38 protein-coding genes, 1 pseudogene and 1 CRISPR repeat array are annotated in these 24,843 nt (G+C 47.9%); of the genes and pseudogenes, 36 read left to right on the top strand and 3 right to left on the bottom strand.

The annotated features are described in order from the left end of the window. Positions 1 to 10 precede the first annotated feature (10 nt). From cas4 to CEE36_08745, 24 genes are all read left to right on the top strand, one after another. Positions 11 to 694 carry a CRISPR-associated protein Cas4 gene (gene cas4, locus CEE36_08860; protein ID TKJ40967.1) on the top strand — a complete coding sequence of 228 codons (684 nt, stop codon included), beginning with the start codon at positions 11 to 13 and terminating at the stop codon, positions 692 to 694. Beyond that, complete coding sequence (locus tag CEE36_08855) at positions 691 to 1,722, top strand: subtype I-C CRISPR-associated endonuclease Cas1 (protein ID TKJ40966.1); 1,032 nt, start codon at positions 691 to 693, stop codon at positions 1,720 to 1,722. Before cas4 ends, CEE36_08855 begins: the two co-directional genes overlap by 4 nt. 3 nt (positions 1,723 to 1,725) lie before the next feature. Then, positions 1,726 to 2,016, top strand: coding sequence for a CRISPR-associated endonuclease Cas2 (cas2, locus tag CEE36_08850; protein TKJ40965.1), 291 nt, complete (start codon positions 1,726 to 1,728; stop codon positions 2,014 to 2,016). Positions 2,017 to 2,202: 186 nt separating this feature from the next. Then, positions 2,203 to 3,679: a CRISPR direct-repeat array (repeat unit 32 nt; unit sequence GTCGCCTCCCGCACGGAGGCGTGGATTGAAAC). Between the two features lie 218 nt (positions 3,680 to 3,897). Beyond that, positions 3,898 to 4,161: a hypothetical protein gene (locus CEE36_08845; GenBank protein TKJ40964.1), complete on the top strand. Its 264-nt coding sequence runs from the start codon at positions 3,898 to 3,900 to the stop codon at positions 4,159 to 4,161. After that, positions 4,158 to 4,484 carry a hypothetical protein gene (locus CEE36_08840; protein TKJ40963.1) on the top strand — a complete coding sequence of 109 codons (327 nt, stop codon included), beginning with the start codon at positions 4,158 to 4,160 and terminating at the stop codon, positions 4,482 to 4,484. Before CEE36_08845 ends, CEE36_08840 begins: the two co-directional genes overlap by 4 nt. Before the next feature lies 1 nt (position 4,485). Beyond that, positions 4,486 to 4,713: a hypothetical protein gene (locus tag CEE36_08835; protein TKJ40962.1), complete on the top strand. Its 228-nt coding sequence runs from the start codon at positions 4,486 to 4,488 to the stop codon at positions 4,711 to 4,713. Positions 4,714 to 4,743: 30 nt separating this feature from the next. Continuing rightward, positions 4,744 to 5,283 (top strand): hypothetical protein, encoded by a 540-nt coding sequence (locus CEE36_08830; protein ID TKJ40961.1) that lies wholly within the window; start codon positions 4,744 to 4,746, stop codon positions 5,281 to 5,283. Between the two features lie 11 nt (positions 5,284 to 5,294). Beyond that, the gene (locus CEE36_08825) at positions 5,295 to 5,753 is read left to right on the top strand and encodes a hypothetical protein (protein TKJ40960.1); all 459 of its coding nucleotides are present in this window, start codon (positions 5,295 to 5,297) and stop codon (positions 5,751 to 5,753) included. Between the two features lie 2 nt (positions 5,754 to 5,755). Next, positions 5,756 to 6,022 (top strand): hypothetical protein, encoded by a 267-nt coding sequence (locus CEE36_08820; GenBank protein TKJ40959.1) that lies wholly within the window; start codon positions 5,756 to 5,758, stop codon positions 6,020 to 6,022. Beyond that, on the top strand, positions 6,022 to 6,228 hold the full coding sequence (locus CEE36_08815) for a hypothetical protein (GenBank protein ID TKJ40958.1): 207 nt from the start codon (positions 6,022 to 6,024) through the stop codon (positions 6,226 to 6,228). Before CEE36_08820 ends, CEE36_08815 begins: the two co-directional genes overlap by 1 nt. Then, positions 6,221 to 6,793 (top strand): hypothetical protein, encoded by a 573-nt coding sequence (locus CEE36_08810; GenBank protein TKJ40957.1) that lies wholly within the window; start codon positions 6,221 to 6,223, stop codon positions 6,791 to 6,793. The genes CEE36_08815 and CEE36_08810 overlap by 8 nt, the downstream gene beginning before the upstream one ends. A 10-nt stretch (positions 6,794 to 6,803) precedes the next feature. Continuing rightward, positions 6,804 to 7,214, top strand: coding sequence for a hypothetical protein (locus CEE36_08805; GenBank protein TKJ40956.1), 411 nt, complete (start codon positions 6,804 to 6,806; stop codon positions 7,212 to 7,214). Beyond that, the gene (locus tag CEE36_08800; GenBank protein TKJ40955.1) at positions 7,207 to 7,518 is read left to right on the top strand and encodes a hypothetical protein; all 312 of its coding nucleotides are present in this window, start codon (positions 7,207 to 7,209) and stop codon (positions 7,516 to 7,518) included. The genes CEE36_08805 and CEE36_08800 overlap by 8 nt, the downstream gene beginning before the upstream one ends. After that, positions 7,515 to 7,829: a hypothetical protein gene (locus CEE36_08795; protein TKJ40954.1), complete on the top strand. Its 315-nt coding sequence runs from the start codon at positions 7,515 to 7,517 to the stop codon at positions 7,827 to 7,829. The genes CEE36_08800 and CEE36_08795 overlap by 4 nt, the downstream gene beginning before the upstream one ends. Before the next feature lie 11 nt (positions 7,830 to 7,840). Next, positions 7,841 to 8,110, top strand: a complete 270-nt coding sequence (locus tag CEE36_08790; GenBank protein ID TKJ40953.1) for a hypothetical protein — start codon at positions 7,841 to 7,843, stop codon at positions 8,108 to 8,110. 14 nt (positions 8,111 to 8,124) lie between these two features. Further along, complete coding sequence (locus CEE36_08785; protein TKJ40952.1) at positions 8,125 to 8,310, top strand: hypothetical protein; 186 nt, start codon at positions 8,125 to 8,127, stop codon at positions 8,308 to 8,310. Further along, entirely contained in the window at positions 8,307 to 8,753 is a 447-nt protein-coding gene (locus tag CEE36_08780) for a hypothetical protein (GenBank protein TKJ40951.1), read from the top strand. The genes CEE36_08785 and CEE36_08780 overlap by 4 nt, the downstream gene beginning before the upstream one ends. 14 nt (positions 8,754 to 8,767) lie before the next feature. Further along, complete coding sequence (locus CEE36_08775; GenBank protein ID TKJ40950.1) at positions 8,768 to 8,962, top strand: hypothetical protein; 195 nt, start codon at positions 8,768 to 8,770, stop codon at positions 8,960 to 8,962. An 11-nt stretch (positions 8,963 to 8,973) separates the two neighbouring features. Next, positions 8,974 to 9,318 carry a hypothetical protein gene (locus CEE36_08770; GenBank protein TKJ40949.1) on the top strand — a complete coding sequence of 115 codons (345 nt, stop codon included), beginning with the start codon at positions 8,974 to 8,976 and terminating at the stop codon, positions 9,316 to 9,318. A 1-nt stretch (position 9,319) separates the two neighbouring features. Next, positions 9,320 to 9,667 carry a hypothetical protein gene (locus tag CEE36_08765; protein TKJ40948.1) on the top strand — a complete coding sequence of 116 codons (348 nt, stop codon included), beginning with the start codon at positions 9,320 to 9,322 and terminating at the stop codon, positions 9,665 to 9,667. A 190-nt stretch (positions 9,668 to 9,857) separates the two neighbouring features. Continuing rightward, positions 9,858 to 10,160, top strand: coding sequence for a hypothetical protein (locus CEE36_08760; GenBank protein ID TKJ40947.1), 303 nt, complete (start codon positions 9,858 to 9,860; stop codon positions 10,158 to 10,160). Continuing rightward, entirely contained in the window at positions 10,153 to 10,503 is a 351-nt protein-coding gene (locus CEE36_08755) for a hypothetical protein (GenBank protein ID TKJ40946.1), read from the top strand. The genes CEE36_08760 and CEE36_08755 overlap by 8 nt, the downstream gene beginning before the upstream one ends. 150 nt (positions 10,504 to 10,653) lie before the next feature. Beyond that, on the top strand, positions 10,654 to 11,256 hold the full coding sequence (locus CEE36_08750; protein ID TKJ40945.1) for a hypothetical protein: 603 nt from the start codon (positions 10,654 to 10,656) through the stop codon (positions 11,254 to 11,256). A gap of 58 nt (positions 11,257 to 11,314) precedes the next feature. Continuing rightward, positions 11,315 to 12,382, top strand: a complete 1,068-nt coding sequence (locus CEE36_08745; GenBank protein TKJ40944.1) for a hypothetical protein — start codon at positions 11,315 to 11,317, stop codon at positions 12,380 to 12,382. Between the two features lie 2 nt (positions 12,383 to 12,384). Here the strand turns inward: CEE36_08745 and CEE36_08740 are convergent, their stop codons facing one another. Beyond that, positions 12,385 to 12,906, bottom strand: coding sequence for a hypothetical protein (locus CEE36_08740; protein ID TKJ40943.1), 522 nt, complete (start codon positions 12,904 to 12,906; stop codon positions 12,385 to 12,387). A 9-nt stretch (positions 12,907 to 12,915) separates the two neighbouring features. On the opposite strand from CEE36_08740, the gene CEE36_08735 reads away from it, so the two are divergent. The 6 genes from CEE36_08735 to CEE36_08710 all read left to right on the top strand — a co-directional run bounded on the left by CEE36_08735 (position 12,916) and on the right by CEE36_08710 (position 16,728). After that, positions 12,916 to 13,434, top strand: a complete 519-nt coding sequence (locus tag CEE36_08735; protein TKJ40942.1) for a hypothetical protein — start codon at positions 12,916 to 12,918, stop codon at positions 13,432 to 13,434. 65 nt (positions 13,435 to 13,499) lie between these two features. After that, on the top strand, positions 13,500 to 14,513 hold the full coding sequence (locus CEE36_08730) for a hypothetical protein (GenBank protein TKJ40941.1): 1,014 nt from the start codon (positions 13,500 to 13,502) through the stop codon (positions 14,511 to 14,513). Between the two features lie 19 nt (positions 14,514 to 14,532). Beyond that, positions 14,533 to 14,799, top strand: a complete 267-nt coding sequence (locus CEE36_08725) for a hypothetical protein (GenBank protein TKJ40940.1) — start codon at positions 14,533 to 14,535, stop codon at positions 14,797 to 14,799. Between the two features lie 8 nt (positions 14,800 to 14,807). Continuing rightward, entirely contained in the window at positions 14,808 to 15,059 is a 252-nt protein-coding gene (locus CEE36_08720) for a hypothetical protein (GenBank protein TKJ40939.1), read from the top strand. 34 nt (positions 15,060 to 15,093) lie between these two features. Further along, the gene (locus CEE36_08715) at positions 15,094 to 15,846 is read left to right on the top strand and encodes a hypothetical protein (protein ID TKJ40938.1); all 753 of its coding nucleotides are present in this window, start codon (positions 15,094 to 15,096) and stop codon (positions 15,844 to 15,846) included. Positions 15,847 to 15,975: 129 nt separating this feature from the next. Further along, positions 15,976 to 16,728, top strand: a complete 753-nt coding sequence (locus CEE36_08710; protein ID TKJ40937.1) for a DNA/RNA endonuclease — start codon at positions 15,976 to 15,978, stop codon at positions 16,726 to 16,728. Between the two features lie 516 nt (positions 16,729 to 17,244). On the opposite strand, the gene CEE36_08705 is transcribed toward CEE36_08710, so the two are convergent. Further along, a complete protein-coding gene (locus CEE36_08705; protein TKJ40936.1) occupies positions 17,245 to 17,616 on the bottom strand; it encodes a hypothetical protein in 372 nt (123 codons plus the stop codon). A gap of 233 nt (positions 17,617 to 17,849) precedes the next feature. On the opposite strand from CEE36_08705, the pseudogene CEE36_08700 reads away from it, so the two are divergent. From CEE36_08700 to CEE36_08675, 6 genes and pseudogenes are all read left to right on the top strand, one after another. Beyond that, positions 17,850 to 18,513 (top strand): annotated as a pseudogene (locus tag CEE36_08700) (site-specific DNA-methyltransferase). Between the two features lie 150 nt (positions 18,514 to 18,663). Next, positions 18,664 to 19,440 carry a hypothetical protein gene (locus CEE36_08695; protein TKJ40935.1) on the top strand — a complete coding sequence of 259 codons (777 nt, stop codon included), beginning with the start codon at positions 18,664 to 18,666 and terminating at the stop codon, positions 19,438 to 19,440. Positions 19,441 to 19,452: 12 nt separating this feature from the next. Next, positions 19,453 to 21,180 (top strand): hypothetical protein, encoded by a 1,728-nt coding sequence (locus CEE36_08690; GenBank protein ID TKJ40934.1) that lies wholly within the window; start codon positions 19,453 to 19,455, stop codon positions 21,178 to 21,180. A gap of 8 nt (positions 21,181 to 21,188) precedes the next feature. After that, on the top strand, positions 21,189 to 22,568 hold the full coding sequence (locus CEE36_08685; GenBank protein ID TKJ40933.1) for a D-alanyl-D-alanine dipeptidase: 1,380 nt from the start codon (positions 21,189 to 21,191) through the stop codon (positions 22,566 to 22,568). Positions 22,569 to 22,625: 57 nt separating this feature from the next. Next, positions 22,626 to 23,279 carry a hypothetical protein gene (locus tag CEE36_08680; protein TKJ40932.1) on the top strand — a complete coding sequence of 218 codons (654 nt, stop codon included), beginning with the start codon at positions 22,626 to 22,628 and terminating at the stop codon, positions 23,277 to 23,279. After that, on the top strand, positions 23,279 to 24,394 hold the full coding sequence (locus CEE36_08675; protein TKJ40931.1) for a hypothetical protein: 1,116 nt from the start codon (positions 23,279 to 23,281) through the stop codon (positions 24,392 to 24,394). The genes CEE36_08680 and CEE36_08675 overlap by 1 nt, the downstream gene beginning before the upstream one ends. A gap of 24 nt (positions 24,395 to 24,418) precedes the next feature. Here CEE36_08675 and CEE36_08670 read toward each other — a convergent pair. Beyond that, a partial coding sequence (locus CEE36_08670) for a DDE transposase (protein ID TKJ40930.1) occupies positions 24,419 to 24,843 on the bottom strand: 425 nt, incomplete at its 5' end.

Here is a 24,843-nt window from a genome sequence, read left to right as displayed (position 1 = left end):
GCTGGCGACCATGTTTGAAGAGGAAGATCTCTTACCAATATCTGCACTTTCACAACTTCTTTACTGTGAACGCAGGGCGGCGCTCATATACGTCGAAGGTCTCTGGAACGAGAATCTATATACGGCAGAAGGACACCATCTCCATGATCGTGCACATCTTAGTGATAGCGAGGTTCGCGGGGTTTTGAGAATTGTTCGCGGACTATACCTAAGATCTCTCAGGCTCGGGCTTACAGGGAAAGCCGACGTCGTCGAATTCCATCGCTTACGCGAAGATATGCAAAATGGAACCAGGATTGAAGGAGTATCTGGCTTTTGGAGACCATTTCCAGTGGAGTATAAGCGCGGAAGACTCAGACATGAAAGAGAATACGAGGTTCAACTCTGTGCCCAGGCATTATGCCTTGAGGAGATGCTCAGCGTCAACATATCGTCAGGTGCATTGTATTACGGCAAGACCGCCAGAAGGTTGAAAGTAGCCTTTGATGATAACTTACGCAGGGAAACCGAAGAAGCTGCAAGAAGTCTGCACGACCTATGTCGTAAAGGAGAAACACCCCGTGCACGTTACGAAAAGAAGTGTAACAAGTGTTCCATGCGTGACCTCTGTATGCCAAAGACAACAGGAGTGAAACGAAACGTCATGAGATACCTCAATCGTATAGTCGAATCAGATTCCGGTGAGGAATCATGAAACGACTTCTCAATACTCTCTTCGTAACCACACAGGGCGCGTATCTCTGTCGCGAAGGCGAAACCGTCGTAGTCCGGGCTGACCACGAGACCAAGCTTCAGGTCCCCATACACACCCTGAGTGGAATAGTATGCTTCGGTCGGGTTTCGTGCAGTCCCCCTTTGATGGGTCTTTGCGGCGAACGAGGAGTTCTTATCTCCTTCCACAGTGAATACGGCAAATTTCTAGCTCGTATGCATGGGCCTGTATCCGGCAATGTTCTCCTGAGACGTGAACAGTATCGCCGAGCTGATGATCCTCAATCGTCTTCCGATATAGCAAGATCAGTCGTCCTTGCCAAGATATCCAATTGCCGAACTGTTCTACAAAGGACGCTTCGGGATCATCCCTCGAATCCCAATGCCTCTGCACTTAAGAAAGCAGCTGGGAGCCTGGCTCGATTACTTATTACACTTCAGGAATCAATTGCATTGGACGTCGTAAGAGGCAGAGAAGGTGAAGCTGCCCGCATATACTTCAACGTCTTCGAACACTTGATCCTGGCTCAAAAAGACCACTTTTACTTTCGAGACCGCAGTAAACGCCCACCACTCGACCCAATGAACGCTTTATTATCCTTTCTTTACGCTATTTTGGCTCACGATGTAACCTACGCTCTTGAATCCGTCGGACTCGATCCAGCAGTAGGTTTTTTACACAGAGATAGACCAGGACGTCCAGGTCTAGCTCTTGACCTCATGGAGGAATTCCGGCCAATTCTGGCCGACCGGGTCGCTCTCTCTCTAGTTAACCGTCAGCAGGTAAAAGGTAAAGGATTCAAACGAACAGAAACTGGAGCAGTGCTCATGGATAACAAGACACGTAAAGAAGTTCTGGTCGCTTACCAGAAACGAAAGACCGAAGAGATACAGCACCCCTTCATTGGTGAGAAAGTTGCCGTTGGTTTACTTCCCTATGTGCAGGCTTTGCTTATGGCTCGATTCCTGCGTGGGGATTTAGACGGCTATCCGCCATTTATCTGGAGATGAATTATGATGGTTCTCGTAACCTATGACGTTAACACTGAAGAAGCTGAAGGACGCAAGAGGCTCCGTCACGTAGCCAAGGCTTGTGAAAACCTTGGGCAAAGGGTTCAGAATTCCGTGTTCGAATGCCTGATCGATCCAGCTCAATGGGCTGATTTGCGTGAGTGTTTGATCGATACAATCGACCCAGAGAAGGATAGCTTGCGGTTTTACTTTTTGGGGAAAAACTGGAAACGCCGTGTAGAACATGTTGGAGCAAAACCCGGATATGACCCTGAAGGACCTCTCGTTGTATGAAATGTCCTTACGCGAACGGTAAGCTGCCATGAATCCCCTGGATATTTCGCCGTTGCTGCAAGTGCTGGATATCGGGGTGTTAGTATCCTTTTTTGATGCAAACACCTTCAAAAAGAGGCTTGTTAGTATGAGTCTCGCACAAGGAGTAAAACAAGAGCAAGACAATTCCTGACTTACAGGAAAGCCGTCGCCTCCCGCACGGAGGCGTGGATTGAAACCGTATTATCAGTATCAGAAGGGTCATAGAGCCAACCGTCGCCTCCCGCACGGAGGCGTGGATTGAAACCTGTTCAGGCGGGTAAAACTCGATGGTAAGCGCGGTCGCCTCCCGCACGGAGGCGTGGATTGAAACGACATTGTGCAGTTGAATCTTCCCATACCCCCAGGTCGCCTCCCGCACGGAGGCGTGGATTGAAACTAGCTTGTGGGGAACGTATATCTTCCTTCGGAGTGTCGCCTCCCGCACGGAGGCGTGGATTGAAACCGTAGTGGTTCTGACATAATGGCCTCCTTACAGGCGTCGCCTCCCGCACGGAGGCGTGGATTGAAACCTTGAGGATAGAGCTTCTAGGTTTGCTTCTGATGTCGCCTCCCGCACGGAGGCGTGGATTGAAACTTGACAGTATTATCTGCAGGGCGTGCGTCTATCGTCGCCTCCCGCACGGAGGCGTGGATTGAAACCTTGTGTATGAGGCTTCACGGCTAATACGATATAGTCGCCTCCCGCACGGAGGCGTGGATTGAAACCATTTACCATCGCGCGAAACTAAGGAGGAATCATGGTCGCCTCCCGCACGGAGGCGTGGATTGAAACATCCCTCAAGAGAATCTCGTTTATCTCTTCATCGTCGCCTCCTGCTTGGAGGCGTGGATTGAAACGTGGTTGCCGATAATAAGTATTCAAGCAACCGTAGTCGCCTCCCGCGCAGAGGCGTGGATTGAAACTTATTGGGGTCTGCACAACCTGAATAAATTCCTGTCGCCTCCTGTTTGGAGGCGTGGATTGAAACGTTGCAAACTTCTATGGATTGATAGCCGATAAGGTCGCCTCCTGCTTGGAGGCGTGGATTGAAACTGATCTTGATAACTACGTGCCCCAGGAACTCAAGGTCGCCTCCCGCACGGAGGCGTGGATTGAAACTTTACGAGTCTGGCTCCGGTGCTGGAGATACTGGTCGCCTCCCGCACGGAGGCGTGGATTGAAACAAGGTATTTTTCTACGTCTCTCAGGGTAATGCCCGTCGCCTCCCGCACGGAGGCGTGGATTGAAACATCAAGGAGGATATAGATACTTGAATCTGACGCCGTCGCCTCCCGCACGGAGGCGTGGATTGAAACCTTGAGGTCCGTCGAAACAAAGAATCCACCGTCGTCGCCTCCCGCACGGAGGCGTGGATTGAAACACTCCGTGCCATTGCCGCTTGTATCTTACCCTCGTCGCCTCCCGCACGGAGGCGTGGATTGAAACCCTTCGGGCAGCCGCAGCACAGCCGTCTCTTTCGTCGCCTCCCGCACGGAGGCGTGGATTGAAACTGTTGACCCCCAGGGCCTCAATTCCTCAACCTGGTCGCCTCCCGCACGGAGGCGTGGATTGAAACACCGAGTCAGTAGGGTTCCTTGTGCTCAATATCGTCGCCTCCCGCACGGAGGCGACGGTTTTATTAACTCAAAAACATCTCTTTTCAGCGGTATAAAAGGGTGAGAAATAAACAAGGAGGCGTCATCCCCGAAAAAGAAACCAAAGACACACCCGCCTTCTGGCGGGATTTTTTGATAGAGCTCATTCTGGCGATTGTAGCAGTTACTCTCAGCAAGCTAGTGAAACTGGGGCTCGACTCTCTAAAACGTCTCCTGACCAAAGACAGACCTTAGGAGGATATCATGGATGATCAAACCGTCGTAGAAGAACAGGAGTCAGTCATCTCCGGAAAAGTGGAATCCGTCATTGATCATGGAACCATAATCCAGATGTTGGTTAAGACGGACGATGGAAGCATAAGATACGTGAACTGGGACCACCGGATGTTTTTCAACATGGCCGAATGCATCGGGCATATACCCCGAAAAGGAGAGTTCGTAATCATTCACGGTGAACCATTTGAACAGTCGGTCGAATTTCCCGATTTGATGGAGGATGAACCATGATAGAGATCCACATGCAAGAATTGGCTGGAGAGCTCTTTACAGCCTTCGATACGCCGTTTATCGAAGGTATGATCAAGCACTTCGACCTGGAGAAGATTGAAATGCTCGATGACGGAACCGTGAAGCTGTCAGGTGTCGTAGACGTAGAAGCGTCATCCGAACATCCGGGGGATGTTAAGATAGAGGCTCAGAGCAGCTTCTCCTTTACCCTTGTGATAAAGCCGGATGGAGTAACCGAGCTTACCCTGCCCGAAGAGATAGAGGTAGAGACCATCATCACCAGAACCAGGGTGCACAAGCGTGAAGATATACCCGGAGGATAACGTGAAAAGAACCATCACATCCACTGACATTTACGTTGCAGCTCATATCAATGGAGACTGTTTCATCTACGGTGGCGACGAGCCGGTGCTAAATGACGACGGCTTCTACCAAGGTTTCGTCTTGGCATTTATCGGTCCTTCAGGTCTTTACAACCTGGATCCTGGATCATGTGTTCGGTTATATTTCGAGACCAGGGTGAAGAAAGATCAATTCGTCACAACGAAGTAAATCCCCCTCAAAAAAACAAAGGAGGTCACAATGGGTGCTGATCTCTACGTGGATAAGGTCTTCAAGCAAGACCCGCGCATCGATGTGGTCGGTAAGAAGCTTGACCAGGTGCGTGAAAACATGAGAAACCTGCCCGACGACACCCCAGATGACGTAACGAAACGCTACGAGAGACGAGAGAAAGCCTTGCTGGATGCCTACATGCGTATCTACGACAATATGTTCTGTGTTGAGAACGGATACTTCAGGGACAGCTACAATTCAAGCAACCTCCTCTGGGTTTTAAATTTGAGTTACTGGGATTGGCTCGGGGGCTTCCTTGACGGTAAAGGGCTTTTGCATCCTCAGCATGCTCGAATCATTCTGGACAAGATCGAATCCATACCGGTGACCGCAGCAAGGGTCAAACGTCATCTTGAGGCCCGGAAGATCAAGTTGGGCGATAACGGTAAATCCCCGGACGAAGAATTCAAAGATTGGCTTGACTACTTTGTCGAGAAACGCAAACGGTTTATCAGGTTCCTGCGGATGGCCATCGAAGCAGACAGCCCGATATTGTGCTCAATCTGAAGGAGGATATCATGAAAGACACCCAGTTCATGACAGCTAAGGATAAGGAGCTTGTGCTTAAGGCATGGAAGCGGTTTCTTGTCAACGGTCTGCGTTGGGGGGACTTCACCGAACGTCTATACAAACATCTAACCCTGCACTGTTCGTTTATCGCTCATTTCAGTCGAGAGGGTTTCTATGCCACCTACTTCAAGAGCGGCGATCGGATAGCAAAGTTCCTCAGCCAGTTTGATACACGCAACAGTGACCCGATAGATGGAGTTCCACCTTCCATTGAATACAGAATGACTTACTGGGCAGCCGACAAGAACGGGAACGAATACGCAGACATCAACCAAGCCATGATAGAGGCTGCAACACCTTACATAGACGATCTGCTTGAAAAAGCTCAAGCATCCCAGCGTGCTGCGGACATCGGAGAGGCCAAAGAGCTTTTGGCCAAGCACGGCATCGCCATCAAGGAGACATGACGATGAAGATCAAGTTTGTCAAAGAGGAGCACGTGACCATTCTCCTTGAATACCTGGATGCGCCAGGTGTCGTTCTGCTTTTCCCATCTGCACAAGGGGAAGCCACAAGATTAGGCATAGAAGACGCTGACTGCACTCCCGATGACTACGACTTTGGTGGCGAAGCAGATGTCTGGGTCGAGCTCGTTACCTCTCGAGACCACTGGCTATTGATACACATGGACCCCGAGGAGCAACCAACAGGCGATGCAACATCGAAGGAGGAATAATGCCCACGTTCACAATAAGAACGACAGAAGTTTGGGTCAGGGATGTTGAGATCGAGGCTGCTACTCCACAGGGAGCCCTGCAGAAATACAAGGCCTGGAATAACGGGAAGCTCAAGATAGACCCCGAACCGGTCCAGGAGTTTGATTTCTCACGCAATCTGAGCAGCCCGGCTGTTGTCTCAAAGGAGGGAATTAGCGATGCCTAAGTTTACGTTAATGGTCAGCGAAGTATGGACTAGGGCTATCCAGATAGAGGCTTCCTCACTTAAGGAAGTCATGAGACTATACTCAAGAGGATTGGTCCTTGACCCGGATGCCGAGCTTATCGATGAGAACCTTGAGTTCTCGCACGTCCAGGACGTGGAAACATGGACCGCTGAGGATGATCAGGGCAACACCTATTACGGTGACGACCTGGTAGCGATAGCAAAGGAGTTAGGTGATGAACGAAGAAAAGCATGGCACGGCTTGAATGCCGCAGTCACAGAATTCAACAAACTAATGGATGAACTGATACTCGACGAACGTGATGGTTATCCTGATTTCTCTCAGTTGGTTAAAGAACATTGCGGCGCACTACCACAGAAACATGAAGCCGACTCCAATTATTGGAGCGTATACACCTCTCTCTGCAAGCAAGCTGAAGCTGCTGTTAACGCGGCTAAAGATCTGACTCGTGCCTATCGAAGATGTGATAGTCCTGTAGAGATTGCTAAGCTGGAAGAAGAGTTTTCTCGAAAGAAACACGTCGAGGAAGGAACTCCTGACTAGGAGGCCAAAGATGGCTAAGAAGATATTTTGCATTACAGAACGGTCATTCCATTACGTTGCCGCAGAAAGCAAAGAAGACGCTCTGAAAGTAATAGAGCAAGAAGACCCACTCTGGACTCACGATGAAGGGTATGGCGATGTAAGGATGCTTTCCAAGAGTGAAGCTGAAGAGATAGGTTTGGAGAAGTTCCATGAGGATAATCCCCTTCCCGAACCCGAGGAAAACAAGTATCCGGAACCTGGCAAGTGCCCAGTATGCAACAGGCTTGGTCGGCTGGAATACGACGGCAAGGCTATTATGGAAGGAGAACACATCTACTACCGCTTTACCTGTCCTGACTGCGGGGCTACGGGCAAAGAATGGTATGAGATTACATTCGATAGTATCGTGGCAGATCAGAAGGATGACAGCCATGCTTAAAAGTTTAGCAAAAGCAGTGGACGAGCTGGGGAATGATCTCATGCTTGCAAAACTGACACATGAAATGCAGCATCTGGAGTCAGAGGAAGTAGAAGATGCCAAGGTGCTATATGTTCTCTTGAGAAAACACAAAGACGCAATGGAAATGATACGGAAACTCAGAGAGCGCAAAGAGGAGTTGGACGATGAACCGGAAGAGGCGGAAACGCAAAGACAGATAGCCCTGAAAGAAACCGAACTCGAACGACTCCGCAATACCCTGGCCGAAATACGCACCAAGCTTAACCAGGAGGACACGTTATGAGCCAAAAGCAACTCTGTGCAAGCATTGAGCCGCTCGTCTTACGAGGAAGAACCGAAGGCAAAGGCGCAATCACCATGCTGCCCATCGACATCTCGCCGAGCGGCAACATACATACGGCGCTGAAGGTGCAAGTTGGTGATAGTGCTATGTGCATCCATCTTATCTTCACGCCCGAACAAGGCGGGGACATCCATTCGGTAGAGAATCCTGACGGCGAAATCTTTCTGGACGATGAAACCGTCAACGCTTATCAGTATCTAACCATACAAGGTAAGCGCTACCACGTCTACGCAGCACCGTTCCAGAGATAAGGAGACGTAAGATGAGCGACGTTATTCTTGATGGCGTAACTCGCGAATGGATCTCCCCCCAGTTATGGACGCTGGTAGAAAAACGAGAGTGCCCAGTCACCATAATGAAGCTCGCAGGCATCAACCCCCAGGACGTTCAAGCTCACTGTTTCGAGTCCTGCTCTTTTGTAGCTGCGCTCAAAGACGGGGAGACTGTCTACGAGATATGCTTCTGTCCTCGAATGATCAGCAAGAGCAATGATCCTGCAAACCCATTGTTTGCATACCCCGAACGATGCTAAAGGAGGTTGACTCGATGCGTATCTTTGAGGAATGCGGGTGTTGCGGGTGTTACCATCCTGAAGGATTCTACGGAGATTGCCGGGACGATGCAAACAGATACGGGCCTGGTGATTTGATGAAACTGGGAGAAGAGGGGGTTGGCTGGTCCGTCATTCCCCTGGATTTAACCGACGAGCAGGGCCGAAAGGAGACACCATGAAGTTCGGTGTGGTTTATTCTGTGGACGTTCCAGAAGACGAAGACATAAACTGGCATCTTCCGCCGGTCAACGAACGCGACGAACTTTGGACTGAGACCGAAGGCGATGAATGCTATGACTACGATTATCTTGGAGGTATCTGGTCTAAAGGCAAGCACCGCAAGATGCTCGCAGTGCTCACCAAGGGAGAGTTTGAGCGTTTTCTGGCAGATGAAGAGTTATTCGCAGAGGATGTCAGGACCGGTGGATCCTTGGGTGTGCCCTGGGCGAATCCCTGGTATGGGTTGGCACCAGCTGTCAGCTTTACCAGTGATGCCTGTGGCGCAATAAAGAATGCTTACGTAACTCCGTTGCCGGGAATTGCGGGCCACGATAACGAAAAACCCTATACCGAGCGTGACTGGGAACGGGTCAGGGCGGCGGTAATAGCTGCATATTCTTAACGAAAGGAAGTAGCATGTTCACTCTGCATCGAAGAAAAGATGTGCCCCTTGAAGAGGACGAAAAGGTCGTCAAAGCAATGCTCGCCATGCTGACGGCAAACGAAGACGAATCGGACACCTGGTATTACGAACCTATCGAAGAGGAGAATGAAGATACCGGCGAGGTGTGGCCGATAGCTTGGAAGTTCGACATCTACTATGCCCTGTAAAGGAGGACGACATGAGTCAAATCTGCAACCACTGCGGACGGAGCGTAGCGCCTGGTTCAGGTAGATTCGTAAACCGTGTCCACGACTGTAACGACGTGGAGACGAGGAAAACAAACGGCGTGAAGTTCCCAGAGGGAGACTTCGTGTGCGCCGAATGCGACGGCAAGATCCGTGGCGACGTTGAGGATCACATTTACTGCGTAGAGATGAAGATAGTCTACGTAGTGCAAGCCCCTGATGAAGCAACAGCCCAGGCCCGTGCTTACAAAGGAGAAACGGTTGACGTAGCTCACGCCGAAGTGACCGACATCGAAACAATGGACGAAGAGACAGCAAAGCTCTATTCAGGAGGATGACATGGCACAGAAAGCGTTCTTGATCACGATAAGGATACATGATGGCCCACACGATTACGATGAATACTCGGTTGTCAACGCGGATTCAGCAGACCAAGCAAAAGATCTCGTCTGGGCTTATCTGCAATGCGGATACTATCAGGGAGCCGATCCAGGTGAATGGACAATTAAAAACGAAGAGACTCACACCATCAAAGAAGCCTACGGTGACCGGCTGTATTCCATACTTGACGTCAAGGAGATACCCGCAGAGCACGCGAAGGTGCTGACCGAGTATATGGCCTGGGACGCTACCGAGGATGCACGGAGAGCTGTTGAGACCCTCAAAGTTCAAACATCAAAGGAGTAACCATGGCAATTGTAAATATCTATGTGAGAGGTGGTGTGATTCAGGGTGTGGTTATCCCACCAGAATGCGACGTGATCATCCGCGTTGTGGACTATGACTGCGAAGAAGGCGATTGTCCAGATAGGGATGACAATAATGATCCTTGTCGCATAGCCCTCTACGAAGCATCAGATTAAAACCAGGTGGTTATATGAAAACAACAGAAACCGTCTGGAAGGTGAAAGGCCAGGGTGACCCAGTAATAGAGGTCTGGGAAGACTTCTACGGCAACCTCTGGTTCATCACCGAGAAGGACATGGACAATACCCCTGGTCTCTGCTTCGGCTACGCTCGGCTCTATAACGTGCCAGCGCTTGCCGAATGGGGGACCGTTCACATTCCTGAGCTCCAGCGCAGTGTCGGTAAGGACGGGGTCTGGCAGGTCCCAAAGAAAAATTGGGGCAATATCGAGACCTACGAAAAAGGATTGTTGGTTGAGGTGCCCAATGAATAAACGCCACTTCCTTATCACCTACCGCGTCCGGGACGGTGAAGCGGAGTATCTGGATCACTACACGGTAGAGATAGCCGACCCCGAGACTGATCCCCAAGACGTAGCCAAGGATTACCTGCCTCTCTATTGGGGCGATATCTCAGAGGACCCTAAGCATGGCACCCCAGATGATCCCAGGTGGGACGAGGAAGCCTACTGGGATTCCGAGATGGTTCGCCTTGTCGAGGTCTACTCAATTAAACCTATCAGTAAAGAAGACTACGATGTCCTCAATCGACTACTTGTAGCCTGTGACATTACAGTGGATACGGTCGGACGCCGTCTGAAACTCAAAGGCAAATAGATTCCAGCTGCTGGAATTTAGAATCCTATTCCCCCTGCAAAATCTAGCCATAGAAACGTATTACAAAGAACAATCGGGCCTTAAAAAGGCTTAAAAAACGACTCCAGGGCTATTCTGGAGGCATTATTTGCTTTGAAAGGAGAAAATTCGATGGGAATCAGAGGAGCATACGGCCTCCGTATCGGGGGCCAGGACAAACTCACATACAACCACTTTGATTCATATCCAGACTGGCTTGGAAAGAACTTGATAGAGTTCATCCGCTCAACCTCAGTCGAGGAGATGAAGAGGATAGCCCAGGACCTCATCCTGGTCGATGAACACTCAAAACCTACCCCTGAGCAGATTGAGGAATGCAAGCGATGGACAAACCTCAAGGTCAGCAGCCAGTCCACGAGTGACTTTTACTGCCTCTTGAGAGAGACTCAAGGAAATCCTGATGCCTGGAAACAAGGACTGAGGTTCATGATAGATTCCCACGAATTCATGGCTGATTCTTTGTTCTGCGAGTGGGCTTATGTGATCAACCTGGATGATGAAACCCTGGAAGTCTACAAGGGCTACAACACTAATCCCAACGCACCCGGCCGATACACTAACAAAGGTCACTATAGAACCCACGATGGCACAATCTTCTACGGTGTAGCACTAATCAGGGCGATTCCTCTAACTGAGATACAGGCTATGTTAGATGAGGAGATCCTAGCCCTGATTAATGAGTTGGAGAACTCTCGGATAAGAGCAGAAGTCTGAACGGGTGAGGGCAGGGAGTTTCTTTTTACATTAAAACCCTACAAAACAAGGAGACATTATGGCTACTCACGAGCAAGTCGTGACAGCTTTCTTTAAGTATGAAGACCGGTATAGGAACGGTTCACGCATCTTTTTCGATGACGAGACCAATGCTCTGTGTTCGTTCGGCAGGCACTTCCGGCTGGCGGTGAGAAGACCTCAACACAAGGGAACACCGCAAGAGATACTTCTTAACTCTGACCGTTACTCTTCAACCACCTCAGGCCATCAGAGCTTGGTTATCGGCGTTCTGCGTGATCTGTTTCCCGGACAGCACTTTCCCAGAACGTCGTTCGCTATCCTGGATAGACACGGACTTGATCCCCATTCGGTCGAAGTGATTGACTTCTCCCCTGACGACTACCGGTCATCTTATCGAGGCCACGACGACTTCGAGACCTTCGAGAAGAATCTACCTCCTGGAGGAATGTATTGGACAAGCAAGGATGACGATGGTGAAATCTCTGCCAAATACTGGCACCTGGTAGGTGGAGTCTTAATGCGCGGTCCCAGCTTCAACAAGCGTTGGAACCGCTTAGGCCGGGATCAGGAAGAGGTCTTCATGAAGCCGCACAATCCTGACATGCCTTCACTATTCCTTGGCGGAACCGATCATACCGGTTACTTCACAGCCGAGTTGGTTGATCACAAGGTTAAGACAATGGGTCAGGGCTTCGAGTCACTTCAGCCACTGCCCGTTCGAGGTAAGACCAACGTCCTCAGACAGGGCGAGTTCTTCTTTGTTCCTGTCGAGGATGAGGCTCTTTGCCTTGAACTGGATGAGAGATTCTGCAAAAAAGGTAAGAAGTGGTGGTCATTGGCTCTGGAGCTAGAACAGGAATGGCCGCTTCAGAGCTTACGCACGCAGCGGAAGAACTGGCATACTCTCTACGGTGAGGAGCAAGACAAGCACCAGCCCCATCACACGACACAGAAGATGGTTAAAATCGGCGATACCTACTATGTGCAAGGATCGATCCGGGACAGGGAGCACAGTATGGTGAAGCTCGATACCTGGCACAGCGCCCATCACAACCGGCTCGTAACGGCCTACAGTTCTACGACTCTCGGGTTGGGTGTTGATTGATGCTACTTGATTGAATCTCGCAATGTATGGAGCAAAGGGAGAGCAATGCTCAAGAACCGTTCGTCTTGAGTTTCCAGGAACACGATCAACTCGGAGAGTAGCTTGTTCGATCCTTCTTCTTTACTTCTCGGCAGGATATCGGTTAACCCACACCCCAGAGCGTCGGTTACCTTCTGGAGACTCAACAGCGATAGATTAATCTCCCCACGTTCTACGCCACCCAGGTATTTAACGTTGAGGCCCGAGGCGTGCGCCAGTTCTTCCTGGTTCATGTTTCGGGCCTTGCGCCTTGCCCTGATCGCATCACCTACCCCTACAAGTAGCTTGTTCTTTTTCTTCATCTGGATGATTAAATCCAGGGCACAGAACATGTCCACCGCATATTTGAAGAACAACCCTTGACAAGCTATATATTTGTAGTAGAATCCTGTAAATATGAAGAGTGAACCATGTATGAGGAGGATAGGATGGTTGTTTCTGAGCCATATCCCCGAGGTTCCAAAGAATAGTAAAAACCTAAACAAGGAGGAACCATGAAACGGTTCGTTATCGCAATCATAGCTCTATTGTTGCTCGTTGGGTGTAAATCCAAAGTCATGAAAGAGCTTGATAGGATCGAGGAAGAGATTGCAACGGCTTCTACCTTAGATGAACTAACGGAACTGTCTAAAGAAGCAACCTCTCTAATGTCTTTCCCGACAGGTGAACTGAAATATCCTGACGAAGGGAAAGAACTCAAGCGATATGGAGAAATCGTCGAGTTAATTCAAGTCCGAGGCAATCCTTTTCGAAAGGAACTCCGCCGTGAGAAGGCCGAAAATTTGCAGAAAAGTATGAGAGAAGGAGGATGGAATGATGCTACGGTGACCCTGCTCGGCGATGATGAGGATATCCTCGTTATTTCCGATCCGACCATAGACGAACAGTATGGAAGAAATACTATCTCCTGGTGGGACAATGTTGGAAGTGTCTTTCCCTATGATCGGAGTATAGGACTCAAGAAAATAATCTTCAGAAACGATTATGGACCAGTCTATACCTGGGAACTATAAGTGGGGGAGAGGGAAGGGAAAAATCCCTAAAATCAGCCGTAATTCCCCATGCTTGGAGGAAGACCATGGCTGATTACATAAATGAGGTTCGCAACCTAACCCGCCCACAAGGGCGAAGGAGTAAATCGATGAAAAAGACACTTGCAATAATCGGGGTAGTGATAGGGATAGCGTTGGTGGTTACAACGTCTCCAATTTATGGTTTTGGTTCAGGTCGTTATCAGGTCTGGTATAAGGGAGATCTTGCATTGACAACTGCACGTTCTTCTAGTCTCGCCTGGGGTGCTACTATTCCTCTTACGAAAGCACTATATCCTGACTTTCCAGATTCAACAGCGCTTTTTAAGGGAGTAGACGAATACGGAAAAGTCTGGGACATAGACCTGATGGGTTGGTATCAGGGGAGTGAACACAATATATATGGGAAGGGGATATACCGTATTGCTCCTCTTGTGCAAGGAGTTTCTAGGCTTGCAAATCCTGATTTGGCCGATAGCATGGTATACAAGTATGTGAATGTGTGCGCATTTAGCTTGGCAAATTCTTTGGATACCGTGTCTAATGGGGACATAGTATTTTGGCATGATACACTTGGAGCATGGCGTCGTAGGAAACGATCAACGATTAGGGAAATGTTAGGTTATTCTGACTACTCTCGTAGTAGGATTAACGTGAAGATACCGGTCAAGGTCTATGGCGAGATTAATCTTGTTAAACAGGACAGCTCTGTCGTTGTTATGCAGCCGGATACAAACTTTTGGTGGTCGGTAGAAGGCGGAGAATGGACAACGATAAACGGACGCGAGGCAAACATCGGCGGACATTGGGTGCAGCATCAGGGCAATATTTGGCTTCATCGTAAGGAAAAGCACTTTTACTTATATCCTCCTTGGCCGCCAGGTAGATTAGACTACATTCACGTTTTGGGATGCGCACCGGATACGTTGATTCCACCACATCAAAGCTTATTTGATCGGCTAAGGTGCACGCCTTGGACAGTGCTAAAGGGAGCCGGGATCATTATTGTTACAGTAGCGTCATATTGGGTGCTAATGTCATTATCGCCTGATACGTTATAGACCAGACAAAGGAGAAATCATGGAATGCTTTTATCACCATAAGGCTGTCAATTTGTTTTTAGCGATAGCCAAGGAAGGACATGAACATGCTATATTCTTGGGTGCCTCAGAGGCAGGATTACACAATATTACTCATGGACACAAAGCTAGCGAAGCAAGCGAAAGTTTGGACAGATTACGCGAGCTGAGAAAATCTGACAAAATCCATGCACTCCAAGGAATAGCAACCATACGAGGCTTATGCGACAAAGTGGAAGAAATCTTCAACGACATACAGTCGGAATAGGAGGAATCATGAAAACACTGGACATCATCCGCACTGCTTTGCTTGGTGCATTAGCATTGCTCGTGCTCATAGGAGTGATAGGGATGTTCTCAATCAACAAGCGTCTCACGAAGATTGAGAGCTCTACAATCAGAATCGCTCAGGCAACCTACCTCATATCAGAAGCCCCTATTATGGATCTCGAACTAATTAAGCCAAATATCATAGGAGCAGAAACTTGGTCATTACCGGTAGGTGCTTGGCGATGGAATGGTAAGTAAGATATTACTAGATCATCAAACACAAGGAGGAATCATGAAACGCTTTAAAGCAGAGTGGATTGGGATTGCAATCGTAATCCTGATACTGTTCTTTGGCGCTACCGTTCTTCGCGCCAATGAGATGTTCTTGATAGAGGATTACGAGGAAGGAGATACAACACTACAGGTCTCCGAGTTCGATACTCTGACTATGGCTTCAATATCCTTTACATTGGATCGAGAAGCCTTTGTTACTGTTGCTACCGGCGGCTTCATTCAGTATGATTACGTTGATAATAGGTATCAAGAACATGCTGATTGGGTGACCATTGAGGTCCCTGCCATATACGGCTGCTCCTGGATAACCAAGAATGAAGAGAAAGTCCCTGTTTCCGTAGGCTCTCCTGAAATAAGCGGCAGCTACATCTTTGCATTGGATCCGGGTAATTACGAGTTCGAGCTGAAAATGTATACCTACCATGATGACCGATTGCTCTGGTCCAGCGGTGACAAATTCTACTCTCTAATCCACCACCCCCGCATCCAGGCATTGGTCATACTGTCCGATACTGTAGAGAATCACGTAGCAGAAAGACCACCTGAACGAGGCGATCCGATTCAGGCAAGCTTGATAACTTCGGGACCGTCGATCAATGTTCCCGGATGTATAGAAGTCAGAGACATCACTGGTCGAACTGTTAAAAATTGTGTAATCTCCGGAGACCGAGTGATGCTATCGACTCTATCCAGAGGAAGCTATTTCTTAGAGAGAGAAAACGGCCGAAGCGTTAAGCTTGTGAAGATGTAAATCCAGAAAGCGGACCCAGCCGGGTTCGCTTTTTTTGAAGAGGAGCAATACTTGACGATGACAAGCACCGTTTTACAGTCAATATAAGCCAAAACAACAGGCTACAGGATAAATAGTAAGGAGGGCTCCATGCTATGCAATAGATCCATAATCAAGTGGGTAGGGTTATTGAGTCTAACCATGAGTCTTCAGTTGCTCAACGCACAACCTGATAAATTAGGACTCCCCGAATCAAGACAGATCGTAAGGCACTTCGCATACACCCTGGAATACAGCGAAGAACACGAACAAGCAAGGTGGGTAGCCTACGTATTAACCGCTGACATGATAGACGGCCCCTGGGAAAGATGTGAGCAGTTTCGTCCTGATCCCATGGTTGCATCAGGTTCAGCCGATCTATCGGACTACAGAGGTTCTGGATTCGATAGAGGTCATCTTGCTCCAGCCGGAGACATGAGGTGGGATTCGATGGCAATGTGCGAGTCGTTCTACATGAGCAACATGAGTCCCCAGAGACCTGGTTTCAATCGAGGAATCTGGAAGAGACTGGAAGCACAGGTAAGAATCTGGGCAGATGAAAACGAGGAGATATGGATTGTCACCGGGCCGGTCCTGACCGACGATCTTCCAACGATAGGTGTTAACGAAGTCAGCATCCCAGACTACTTCTACAAGGTGGTAATAGACATCAAGGAGCCAGACATGAAAGGCATCGGGTTTGTTATGCCTAACCAGAGGTCAAGTAAACCTATAGAATCCTTCGCCGTGACCATAGATTCCGTTGAAGTCTTAACCGGTCTGGATTTTTTCTCTGTCCTTCCCGATTCGTTGGAGCATCTTCTAGAGTCATCAATAGGTTTTATTGATGACCAAGAGGATTGATTCTCAGTCCTCTTTTTTTGGGAGTTCAAGCAACGCCCTCTGTGCGAATAATTTTCCCCAGTTGCTGGAATTTCTACTTGATCCGAAAAGGTGAAATGTGCAAAATTTGTCCTCAAACTGGAGCAATTCGGACAAGTTTTGATGAGAAATTGCACGATTTTGAGTCGGAAATTGCCCTTGAAGGCCTTTTCAGACCCTTTTTACATATCCGTGAAGAGTTTTTCAGAAACCTTACAAACTCTCCATCATATTGAAATACAATCACTTAGATGATTTCCATGCAATATACCCCCCCTCAAATTAGCCGAAAAATATATGTTCTGGGACCGAATGGGCCTTGACCATATAAACGACGTTCGCAACCTAAATCGGGGGGCCTTCACGATAATGATTATGATGCTGAAGATCTCAAGTTACCTCAGAATAAAAAAGGAAATATCTATCAAGCCCAGGTCAGCCTGTTCGATGGGTTCAATATTCTGTATTGATGAAATTCAAGGTCTGTTGAAGCAGGTTTCACCTGAGCACAATCGCTTTTTTGGTTTCCGATCTGAGCTTGGTTTCCAACCGCACAAAATAAACACCTGATGGGTTGGTAAAGCCAAAGCTGGTGCTGCCGGTTCCACTAACTTCTATTCTCGCGATTCTTTGACCGGAGGCGTTATAGAGAGTCAAGGTGCCGATCTCGCCCTGGGGCAGAGTGTAAGAAACGCAGAGCGGAGTGCTAATAGAGCTAACGGTGAAGATTAAATCATCAGCCCCTGGTTCCTCTTCAACAGCGTTAGTCCATATCTCCTGGGACAGTTCGTCATCGGCATCAGACTCATCAGGGGTCATTACGGTTCGGATGGTTAAGGTTGAGTTTGATGGGAATACGTCTGACTTCACAAAGGGGCAAGACTGCTGGCTAGCGGCTTCCGGAACTGCGCGCCCTGCGGCAGCCCCGCCTCACGCCTGTAGGTTAGTGCTCCATTCCCTCGCACAACTGCGGGGTAAAGGTTGACAAGCCTTGGATTTAAGATAGACTCTCTTTCAAAGAGGCTTTCTATTATACGGCTTTAGAGTAAATTCATTGATAGAGGGTAACAGAATGGCAAGAAGAAAGACAAAAGAAAAAGCCCATTGAGCAATACGACCACAAGGGAAAGGAGCGGGTAAACAATCCGCCTGTGGGGTTGGTGGATGCTAAGACCGATAAGGATGAAGGGAAGAAAACCTATGCCTACGATCCCCATCTTGACCCGCAGCTTGTGTGGGCAGGCAAGCCTGAGCATACGTCGTTTGAGGTGCCTACCGTTTCGCTTCACGTTCACGAGCGCATTGACCCCCGAACCATAATTGAGGCGGTGCGCAAGCAGAACGGTATGCCGGTTCAGGGTTCGTTGTTTGCAGAGCCTGAAGAAAACCCTCCGCTCCGTGAAGCTATTGAATTTTACAAGCACAAGCACAACTGGAAAAACCGGCTTATAGCGGGCGATTCGCTTTTGGTTATGAACTCCCTTTTGGAAAAGGAAGGCATGGCCGGGCAGGTGCAGATGGTTTACATTGACCCGCCTTATGGCATTAAGTATGGCTCAAACTTTCAACCGTTCGTCAATAAAAGGGACGTTAAGGACGGCAAGGACGAAGATTTGACAGCCGAGCCTGAGATGATAAAGGCGTTTAGGGATACCTGGGAACTTGGCATACATTCGTATTTGACGTATCTAAGGCAGGCTCTTGTTAGCAAAGGAATTACTGCACGAAAGCGGAAGTGTGTTTGTTCAGATTTCGGATGAGAATTTGAGATCGAATGCGAACCTGAAAGTTCACACTACACAGTAATTCCAATTCCCAAAATCGGATGTAGGGGCACGGCATGCCGTGCCCCTAGGGGTCTTTTAGCACTTGACATTACCGCCTCAGGAGGTAGAATTCAATCCTAAGGAAGTTTTGATGGCAAATTATAGTGCAGGGCAGGTGAAACACAGGGTTTTACCTTGCACAATTCTTGTGGGTGTATTACTTTCGGTCGCAGGTCTTTTTGGAACTGTTAAAGTGAGACTCACAGAAGAAGAAATCCAGAGGGAAGAAGAAAAGCTCCGAGAACTTCTCGTTGATAAGACAATCTATGACGTGGATGTTAAGTTAGAGGAGGTCGAGGCGGGTTACAATATAGTGGTAGCCAATCGTGCGGATGTGGATTCTTTACGAAGCTTCGTTGATCCCACGATGGTGGCGTTGATCATCGGAGCATGGCATACCCGGGGAACCAATTGGAAGAGCGATACCCTTAAGGTTTGGATTCGTCCCACGGAAGGTTGGGGCGTTTTGACGAGAGATTGCCGAATTGCAGAAGGGGAAGCGGCTACGGAATGGTTTTTCTTGCGAACGGTTGATCCATACGAGTTTCGCAAACAACTTGTCCCCAAGTTCTTTAGGCTTAAGCCCCCTCGAGGAGCAAGGGGCTTGCCTAGTGGGTTCTGGCCGGTGATCTTGGGAAGTGTTGCCTTCCTGGCTCTCTGCGCAGTGGCATTACTTCTCTTGCTTTGGAAAGGGGTAATTAGATTCCCCAAGACAGAAGCCCCCCCGAAGCCAGAAGGAAAGAAAAAACCGAAAACAGAAGATTCAAAGAAAGAAGAACCCGAAGCCAAGTTTTGTCCGGAGTGCGGCACTTCGTTAAAACCCACAGCCAGATTCTGCCCCAAATGTGGGGAAAGAATTGAGGCTTAAGAGAAGGATAAGATGGAAACCAAGATATGCTCAAATTGCGGGAATGAGATAAAAGCGGGGGCTAAGTTCTGCCCCAAATGCGGGACAAAACAGGAAAGCATGAGAGTAGTAGATTATCCTTATCTCGTTGAAGAAGCAAGTCAGTTTTATGAGTCCATCCCTTTCCTTAAAATACTACAAGGGAAAACCCTAGAGGATTTTAAACTATCTCTAGCTAACGACCTCGCGAAAATATTTATTCTTTGTAGTGGTGCTGACGGACACCTTGACCCCAGAGAAACCTCAGTTGCATCAATGATTCTAGCTTTTGTGATTAATGGTCAAGAATTTGTTGACAGTTCTCAAGGGATAGTCTCTAAATGGCAAATTGCCCCTTCACACTTAAGAGAGGAATTGGCAACGAAAGTGATAAAGAATCTAGAGAATGTTTTTGTTGATATTTTTGAGAGAAACAAATTAAGTGGGGACCAAATAGAACAACTTATAGTTCCTAACTTTCTCAAGAATATTGATAAAGCGCAAGGCACTTCATTTGCAGACATAGCAATTGCTGCTTTATATCGAGCAGCTCAAGTTGTTACAAAAGCTGACGGAACTGTAACAGAAGAGGAGGAAGAAGCTCTAAAGAAGGTGTGGAAGCTTTTGCACGAAGAGGAAATCTCAGAATCAGAGAAAAGCATAGAGATAACAGAAGAAGCGGTAGCTTCTCAAGAAACGCTTGATGAAATACTGGCTGAACTCAATGAATTGATTGGGATGGAAAATATTAAACAGGAAGTAGATTCTTTGATCAATTTCCTCAAGGTTCAGAAGATGCGTCAAGAGCGCGGGATGTCCAAGACCCCCATCTCGCTTCATGCAGTCTTTTGTGGTCCTCCTGGAACTGGCAAAACTACAATCGCTCGCCTGATTGGAAAGATATATAGATCGTTAGGTTTCCTTACTAAGGGACATCTTGTGGAAACCGACAGGTCCGGATTGGTGGCTGGATATGTTGGACAAACCGCGCTAAAGGTGGACGAAATCGTTAGTAAGAGTTTGGATGGGGTGTTGTTCATAGATGAAGCATACGCCCTTAAACCGGAAGGTGGGCTTAATGATTTCGGGCAAGAGGCCATAGACATACTTCTTAAACGGATGGAGGATCATAGAGATAGGTTGGTTGTAATCGTGGCTGGTTATCCGAATGAAATGGGAAGATTCTTGGAGGCAAATCCTGGCATAAAGTCAAGGTTCAACAGGTATTTCTATTTCGATGATTATGAGCCGGAGGAACTTATTGCTATATTCGAGAAATTCTGTAAAAATAGCAACTTCAACATCACTGATGGAGCCAAGGAAAAACTACTTTCCGTTTTAGAAGTTTTACATACAAACAGAGATAGAACATTCGGCAATGGAAGACTTGTAAGGAACATTTTCGAGAAAACGATGGAAAACCAAGCTAACAGGATCGCTGGAATAGCTCCTCTTACTGATGAGATATTAGCTACGATTACTGGAGAGGACATACCCCCGGAATTCCATAAATCCATTCGTGGCACAAATGAAGTAAAAAAGTCCAAGCCGCCATCAAAACCAACAACGAAACCCAAGCCCAAAAGTCATAAGCAGAAACCTCCTCCAAAAGCTAAAGAAGATGCTAAGGGAGAGAAAGTTAACTACTGTCCTGAGTGTGGAGCCAAGTTGAAGACAAAAGCTATGTTCTGTGATCAATGCGGTAAGTCCTTAAACGAGTAGGAGTAGAAATGCCAATCTGCAACAAGTGCGGGGCTAAAAACGACGAAGGGAGCGCCTTCTGCGAGGAATGCGGCGCGAAACTGATTCCCCAAGAGCAACCCGCTGTGCAACCGAAACCCGAAAGCGTGGAGAAACGCCCCAAGAAAACCAAGGTTGGACTCATCGTTGGCATATCTCTAGGAGCGGTTATTCTGGCTGGGGTCGTTCTCTTAATAATCTTCAAGCCCTGGAGGAAGTCCCCGCAGGACATTACCTATCTTGCAAAAGCTAGTGCTTCGTCGGCACTCTCTCCAAGTAGGTTCGGTAATTACGAACCTGCTAACGTCCTGGATGGAATATCTTCGACTTGCTGGGCCGCTTCCTGGGCCGATGGCGGTGCAAACGCCGGAATTGGAATGTGGATCAAGCTTAGTTTCCCAAGGGAAGTTAAAGTTACGCGTATTGGACTTATACCGGGCTACGATCGTTATGGGAAGGATATTGGTGATAGGTTTTACCTCAATCTACGAGTTAGGCGCGCCAGGCTTGAGTTCTCAGACGGGTCATCGCAGAAGATATCACTGAGAGATACCCGGGAGATGCAATACTTCGATGTCGCTTCAGTAAGGACTAGTTTTGTGAAGATCGTCATCGAAGACGTTTACTCTGAGAGAGCTAAAGATCAAGACCTTTGTATCTCCGAAGTTGAGATATACGGAGTGCCTGTAGGAAAAACCCTAAGCGCATTAGGACTAGTTTCAAGCTTACTCTGTAGTTGGAAAGAAGGATATTCCGAAGACCCCTTCTTTACTCACCCCATCTCCCTGGATCCGGCGACTTTCGTCGAACTCGTGAAGTTAGACTCCACTATAGTTCTAGATATCCGCTATGCAACTGAGAATAACTTTACACACGAAGTTCTGTACCCTGAAGCGCGTTGTTTCCTAAGGTGTTGTGTTGCCGAAAGCCTCGTCTCAGTTCAGCGGAAGGCAAACACCCTCGGTTATCGGCTGAAGGTATTCGACGGCTATCGTCCACATCGAGTTCAATTCCTGATGTGGAAACTTGTTCCTGACAGGCGCTATGTGGCCGATCCCAATCGTGGCTCGCGCCACAATCGAGGCACGGCGGTTGACCTTACCCTAGTAGACTCCACCGGTAAACAACTTGATATGGGTTCTGCGTTCGATGAGTTTAATGAGCGTTCGCATCAAAATTATACCGGTCTCACTAAAGAACAGAAACGCAACAGAAAACTCCTAACCGACATTATGACATCAACGGGTTTCACAACCATAACCAGTGAATGGTGGCACTATGATTACTACAATTGGCAGAGCTTTCCTATTGTGGATGTTAGTTTTGATTCTCTACGGTTTGTCGCGTCGCTTGCTGGGGATAAGGAATGATGAAATCTGAAGATAGCTTGTATCCTAAGTTAAAAAGAATTGAGAATAGGAGGAGTGATGCCGATCTGCAAAGAGTGCGGGACTAAGAACGATGAGGGTAGTGTCTTTTGTGAGGAGTGTGGTGCTAAGCTTGTTCCCGAAGAGCGAATGCAGGCGAGTGTAGAGGAGTTACCCCCAAAGCGCAAGAAATCCAAGCTTGGACTTATCATTGGTATTTCTCTCGGCTGTTTGGTTTTGGTGGCTATCGCACTCTTGCTGATCTTCAACCCTTGGGGTAAATCTGCTAAGATAACCTTCAGTAGTTCAATGCCCCCATACGAGGGTCACAAAGAGATTTATGCTGTTGACAGCGATCCTTCAACCTACTATTGGAGCAATGCATATCGTTATCCTGACAGCGACCCTGAAAAGGATTATAAGACTAAAAGGGGTTGGCCCACTGTTGGGGATTACTTTCAGGTAGATCTGGGGAAGATTCGAAAGATCAATCGGGTGAAGATAATTCAGGCTCCGGATGGAGATCAACAGGATTATCTGCGCCACGGAAAGCTTCAATATTCAAAAGACGGAGAGAAGTGGACCACAATCGGCACGGTTTCTAATCGTGTCATAGATGAATCTTTTGGACCTGTTAAGGTCCGATGCGTAAGACTCCTAGTTACTCAACTTAACGATTACTGGGTTAAGATAGCTGAATTCCAAGTGTTTTAGTGACTGGGTTTCGCTTATTCGCTTTATTTGTGTTATCGGTGCTTACCCTAACGTTGCCTATGTGCAAGGAAGGGAAACAAAAGCCATCGAAGGAAGTCCAGAGGCGTGTCCAAAGCATGAGTGTCGAAGAGAAGGTCGGCCAGCTTTTTATGATAGGGTTCAACGGGCGAGATATTTCTCCTCGCCTGCGAGAATGGATTGTTGATCGTCATGCAGGGGGAGTTATTATATTTCGTAAAAATGTCAATAGCGAAAAGCAACTCATCAGTCTTACTTCCGAAATGCAATCTCTTGCACAAGGCTCTAAACCGGGATTGCCTCTCCTCATAGCTACCGATCAGGAGCTAGGAGTAAGTAGGACGGAGATCAAATTTGGTGGAGTTCCTCCTGAACCCCGAGAGGTAGCAAGGATGGATTCAAGTGATGTTGTAAGTCTCGCAACCGAGATCGCCAGAGACTTACGGTCGTGGGGTATTAACATGACTATGGCACCAGTTGTAGATATAGATCAACCGCAAGGGGATACACCTTTAAGCTACAGAACCTTCTCTTCGAATCCTGATACGGTAGCTTATCTGGCACGAATATTTATCAGTTCATTCCAAAAGGAAAGAGTAATTGCGGCCGCCAAGCACTTTCCTGGTTTGGGAGATGTGACGATAGATTCTCACAAAGACATGCCTCGAACCGACAAAACTATTGATGAGCTTTTGGAAAGAGAACTGCGTCCCTATCAGGGAGTGATTGCTGAGGATGTGGCTTGTATTATGAGTGCTCATATACTTGTGCGTAGTGTGGATAGCTCAAATCCTGCCACTCTTTCAAAAACTGTTCTCACAGGACTTCTCCGTGAACGACTTGGATTCCAAGGGGTAATCATCACCGACGATATGCAAATGGGAGGTATCTCTAAACACTATGATTTGCCAGAGGCATGTGTTATGAGCATAAACGCAGGTGCAGACATTATTCTCCATTGCCAATTCTTGAAAGGGTTAGCCACTGCGGAGGAATGCTATGAGTGTGTATTGAAAGCAGCGTATAGCGGTGAAATTCCTCGAAAGAGATTGGATGAGGCAGTATATCGAATTCTTATCCTAAAGGAGGACCTGTGAATGAAAAGCTAAAAGTATTGGGAATTATCCATAACAGCGGAGCAATTTGACAAGCTGCGAGTTGATAAGTTCAAATAAATCAACAGCTTGCCTGTTATTGAACCTGAATTCCAACTCCTTCAAGTAAAGATACAGTTTTAGAGGCGAAATACCATGATATTTGGCCAGTCTTTCCTTGGCATAAGCCCAGAAACTTTCTATGCTGTTGATGTGTGCCTTACCGTTGGTGAACTCTTTATCGTGGTCAATACGGACGTGCTTATAGCCGTTGACGATCAGTGAACTGTGACTGCTGAAACCATCGCTGTAGGTCAAACTGCCCGGTTCTATAGTCTTGGTAATAAGACCCATTAATGTCTTCTCCTTAACGTCAGGCACTACCTCAACCACGACCTTGCCTGCACGTTCCAGCATACCAAATACCGGAACCTTACCAGCTGCTCCACGAC

The organism is candidate division TA06 bacterium B3_TA06 (genome assembly GCA_005223075.1).
Lineage (GTDB): Bacteria > Hydrothermota > Tepidihabitantia > B3-TA06 > B3-TA06 > B3-TA06.
The sequence above is the reverse complement of the archived record's forward strand: the minus strand, read 5'-3'. Positions and strand labels throughout refer to the sequence as shown.

What these genes read in the sequence shown, in the direction of transcription:
- cas4 (TKJ40967.1), top strand. Translation starts at nt 11, where the DNA reads ATGTTTGAAGAGGAAGATCTCTTACCAATATCTGCACTTTCACAACTT.
- CEE36_08855 (TKJ40966.1), top strand. Translation starts at nt 691, where the DNA reads ATGAAACGACTTCTCAATACTCTCTTCGTAACCACACAGGGCGCGTAT.
- cas2 (TKJ40965.1), top strand. Translation starts at nt 1,726, where the DNA reads ATGATGGTTCTCGTAACCTATGACGTTAACACTGAAGAAGCTGAAGGA.
- CEE36_08845 (TKJ40964.1), top strand. Translation starts at nt 3,898, where the DNA reads ATGGATGATCAAACCGTCGTAGAAGAACAGGAGTCAGTCATCTCCGGA.
- CEE36_08840 (TKJ40963.1), top strand. Translation starts at nt 4,158, where the DNA reads ATGATAGAGATCCACATGCAAGAATTGGCTGGAGAGCTCTTTACAGCC.
- CEE36_08830 (TKJ40961.1), top strand. Translation starts at nt 4,744, where the DNA reads ATGGGTGCTGATCTCTACGTGGATAAGGTCTTCAAGCAAGACCCGCGC.
- CEE36_08825 (TKJ40960.1), top strand. Translation starts at nt 5,295, where the DNA reads ATGAAAGACACCCAGTTCATGACAGCTAAGGATAAGGAGCTTGTGCTT.
- CEE36_08820 (TKJ40959.1), top strand. Translation starts at nt 5,756, where the DNA reads ATGAAGATCAAGTTTGTCAAAGAGGAGCACGTGACCATTCTCCTTGAA.
- CEE36_08815 (TKJ40958.1), top strand. Translation starts at nt 6,022, where the DNA reads ATGCCCACGTTCACAATAAGAACGACAGAAGTTTGGGTCAGGGATGTT.
- CEE36_08810 (TKJ40957.1), top strand. Translation starts at nt 6,221, where the DNA reads ATGCCTAAGTTTACGTTAATGGTCAGCGAAGTATGGACTAGGGCTATC.
- CEE36_08805 (TKJ40956.1), top strand. Translation starts at nt 6,804, where the DNA reads ATGGCTAAGAAGATATTTTGCATTACAGAACGGTCATTCCATTACGTT.
- CEE36_08800 (TKJ40955.1), top strand. Translation starts at nt 7,207, where the DNA reads ATGCTTAAAAGTTTAGCAAAAGCAGTGGACGAGCTGGGGAATGATCTC.
- CEE36_08795 (TKJ40954.1), top strand. Translation starts at nt 7,515, where the DNA reads ATGAGCCAAAAGCAACTCTGTGCAAGCATTGAGCCGCTCGTCTTACGA.
- CEE36_08790 (TKJ40953.1), top strand. Translation starts at nt 7,841, where the DNA reads ATGAGCGACGTTATTCTTGATGGCGTAACTCGCGAATGGATCTCCCCC.
- CEE36_08785 (TKJ40952.1), top strand. Translation starts at nt 8,125, where the DNA reads ATGCGTATCTTTGAGGAATGCGGGTGTTGCGGGTGTTACCATCCTGAA.
- CEE36_08780 (TKJ40951.1), top strand. Translation starts at nt 8,307, where the DNA reads ATGAAGTTCGGTGTGGTTTATTCTGTGGACGTTCCAGAAGACGAAGAC.
- CEE36_08775 (TKJ40950.1), top strand. Translation starts at nt 8,768, where the DNA reads ATGTTCACTCTGCATCGAAGAAAAGATGTGCCCCTTGAAGAGGACGAA.
- CEE36_08770 (TKJ40949.1), top strand. Translation starts at nt 8,974, where the DNA reads ATGAGTCAAATCTGCAACCACTGCGGACGGAGCGTAGCGCCTGGTTCA.
- CEE36_08765 (TKJ40948.1), top strand. Translation starts at nt 9,320, where the DNA reads ATGGCACAGAAAGCGTTCTTGATCACGATAAGGATACATGATGGCCCA.
- CEE36_08760 (TKJ40947.1), top strand. Translation starts at nt 9,858, where the DNA reads ATGAAAACAACAGAAACCGTCTGGAAGGTGAAAGGCCAGGGTGACCCA.
- CEE36_08755 (TKJ40946.1), top strand. Translation starts at nt 10,153, where the DNA reads ATGAATAAACGCCACTTCCTTATCACCTACCGCGTCCGGGACGGTGAA.
- CEE36_08750 (TKJ40945.1), top strand. Translation starts at nt 10,654, where the DNA reads ATGGGAATCAGAGGAGCATACGGCCTCCGTATCGGGGGCCAGGACAAA.
- CEE36_08745 (TKJ40944.1), top strand. Translation starts at nt 11,315, where the DNA reads ATGGCTACTCACGAGCAAGTCGTGACAGCTTTCTTTAAGTATGAAGAC.
- CEE36_08735 (TKJ40942.1), top strand. Translation starts at nt 12,916, where the DNA reads ATGAAACGGTTCGTTATCGCAATCATAGCTCTATTGTTGCTCGTTGGG.
- CEE36_08730 (TKJ40941.1), top strand. Translation starts at nt 13,500, where the DNA reads ATGGCTGATTACATAAATGAGGTTCGCAACCTAACCCGCCCACAAGGG.
- CEE36_08725 (TKJ40940.1), top strand. Translation starts at nt 14,533, where the DNA reads ATGGAATGCTTTTATCACCATAAGGCTGTCAATTTGTTTTTAGCGATA.
- CEE36_08720 (TKJ40939.1), top strand. Translation starts at nt 14,808, where the DNA reads ATGAAAACACTGGACATCATCCGCACTGCTTTGCTTGGTGCATTAGCA.
- CEE36_08715 (TKJ40938.1), top strand. Translation starts at nt 15,094, where the DNA reads ATGAAACGCTTTAAAGCAGAGTGGATTGGGATTGCAATCGTAATCCTG.
- CEE36_08710 (TKJ40937.1), top strand. Translation starts at nt 15,976, where the DNA reads ATGCTATGCAATAGATCCATAATCAAGTGGGTAGGGTTATTGAGTCTA.
- CEE36_08695 (TKJ40935.1), top strand. Translation starts at nt 18,664, where the DNA reads ATGGCAAATTATAGTGCAGGGCAGGTGAAACACAGGGTTTTACCTTGC.
- CEE36_08690 (TKJ40934.1), top strand. Translation starts at nt 19,453, where the DNA reads ATGGAAACCAAGATATGCTCAAATTGCGGGAATGAGATAAAAGCGGGG.
- CEE36_08685 (TKJ40933.1), top strand. Translation starts at nt 21,189, where the DNA reads ATGCCAATCTGCAACAAGTGCGGGGCTAAAAACGACGAAGGGAGCGCC.
- CEE36_08680 (TKJ40932.1), top strand. Translation starts at nt 22,626, where the DNA reads ATGCCGATCTGCAAAGAGTGCGGGACTAAGAACGATGAGGGTAGTGTC.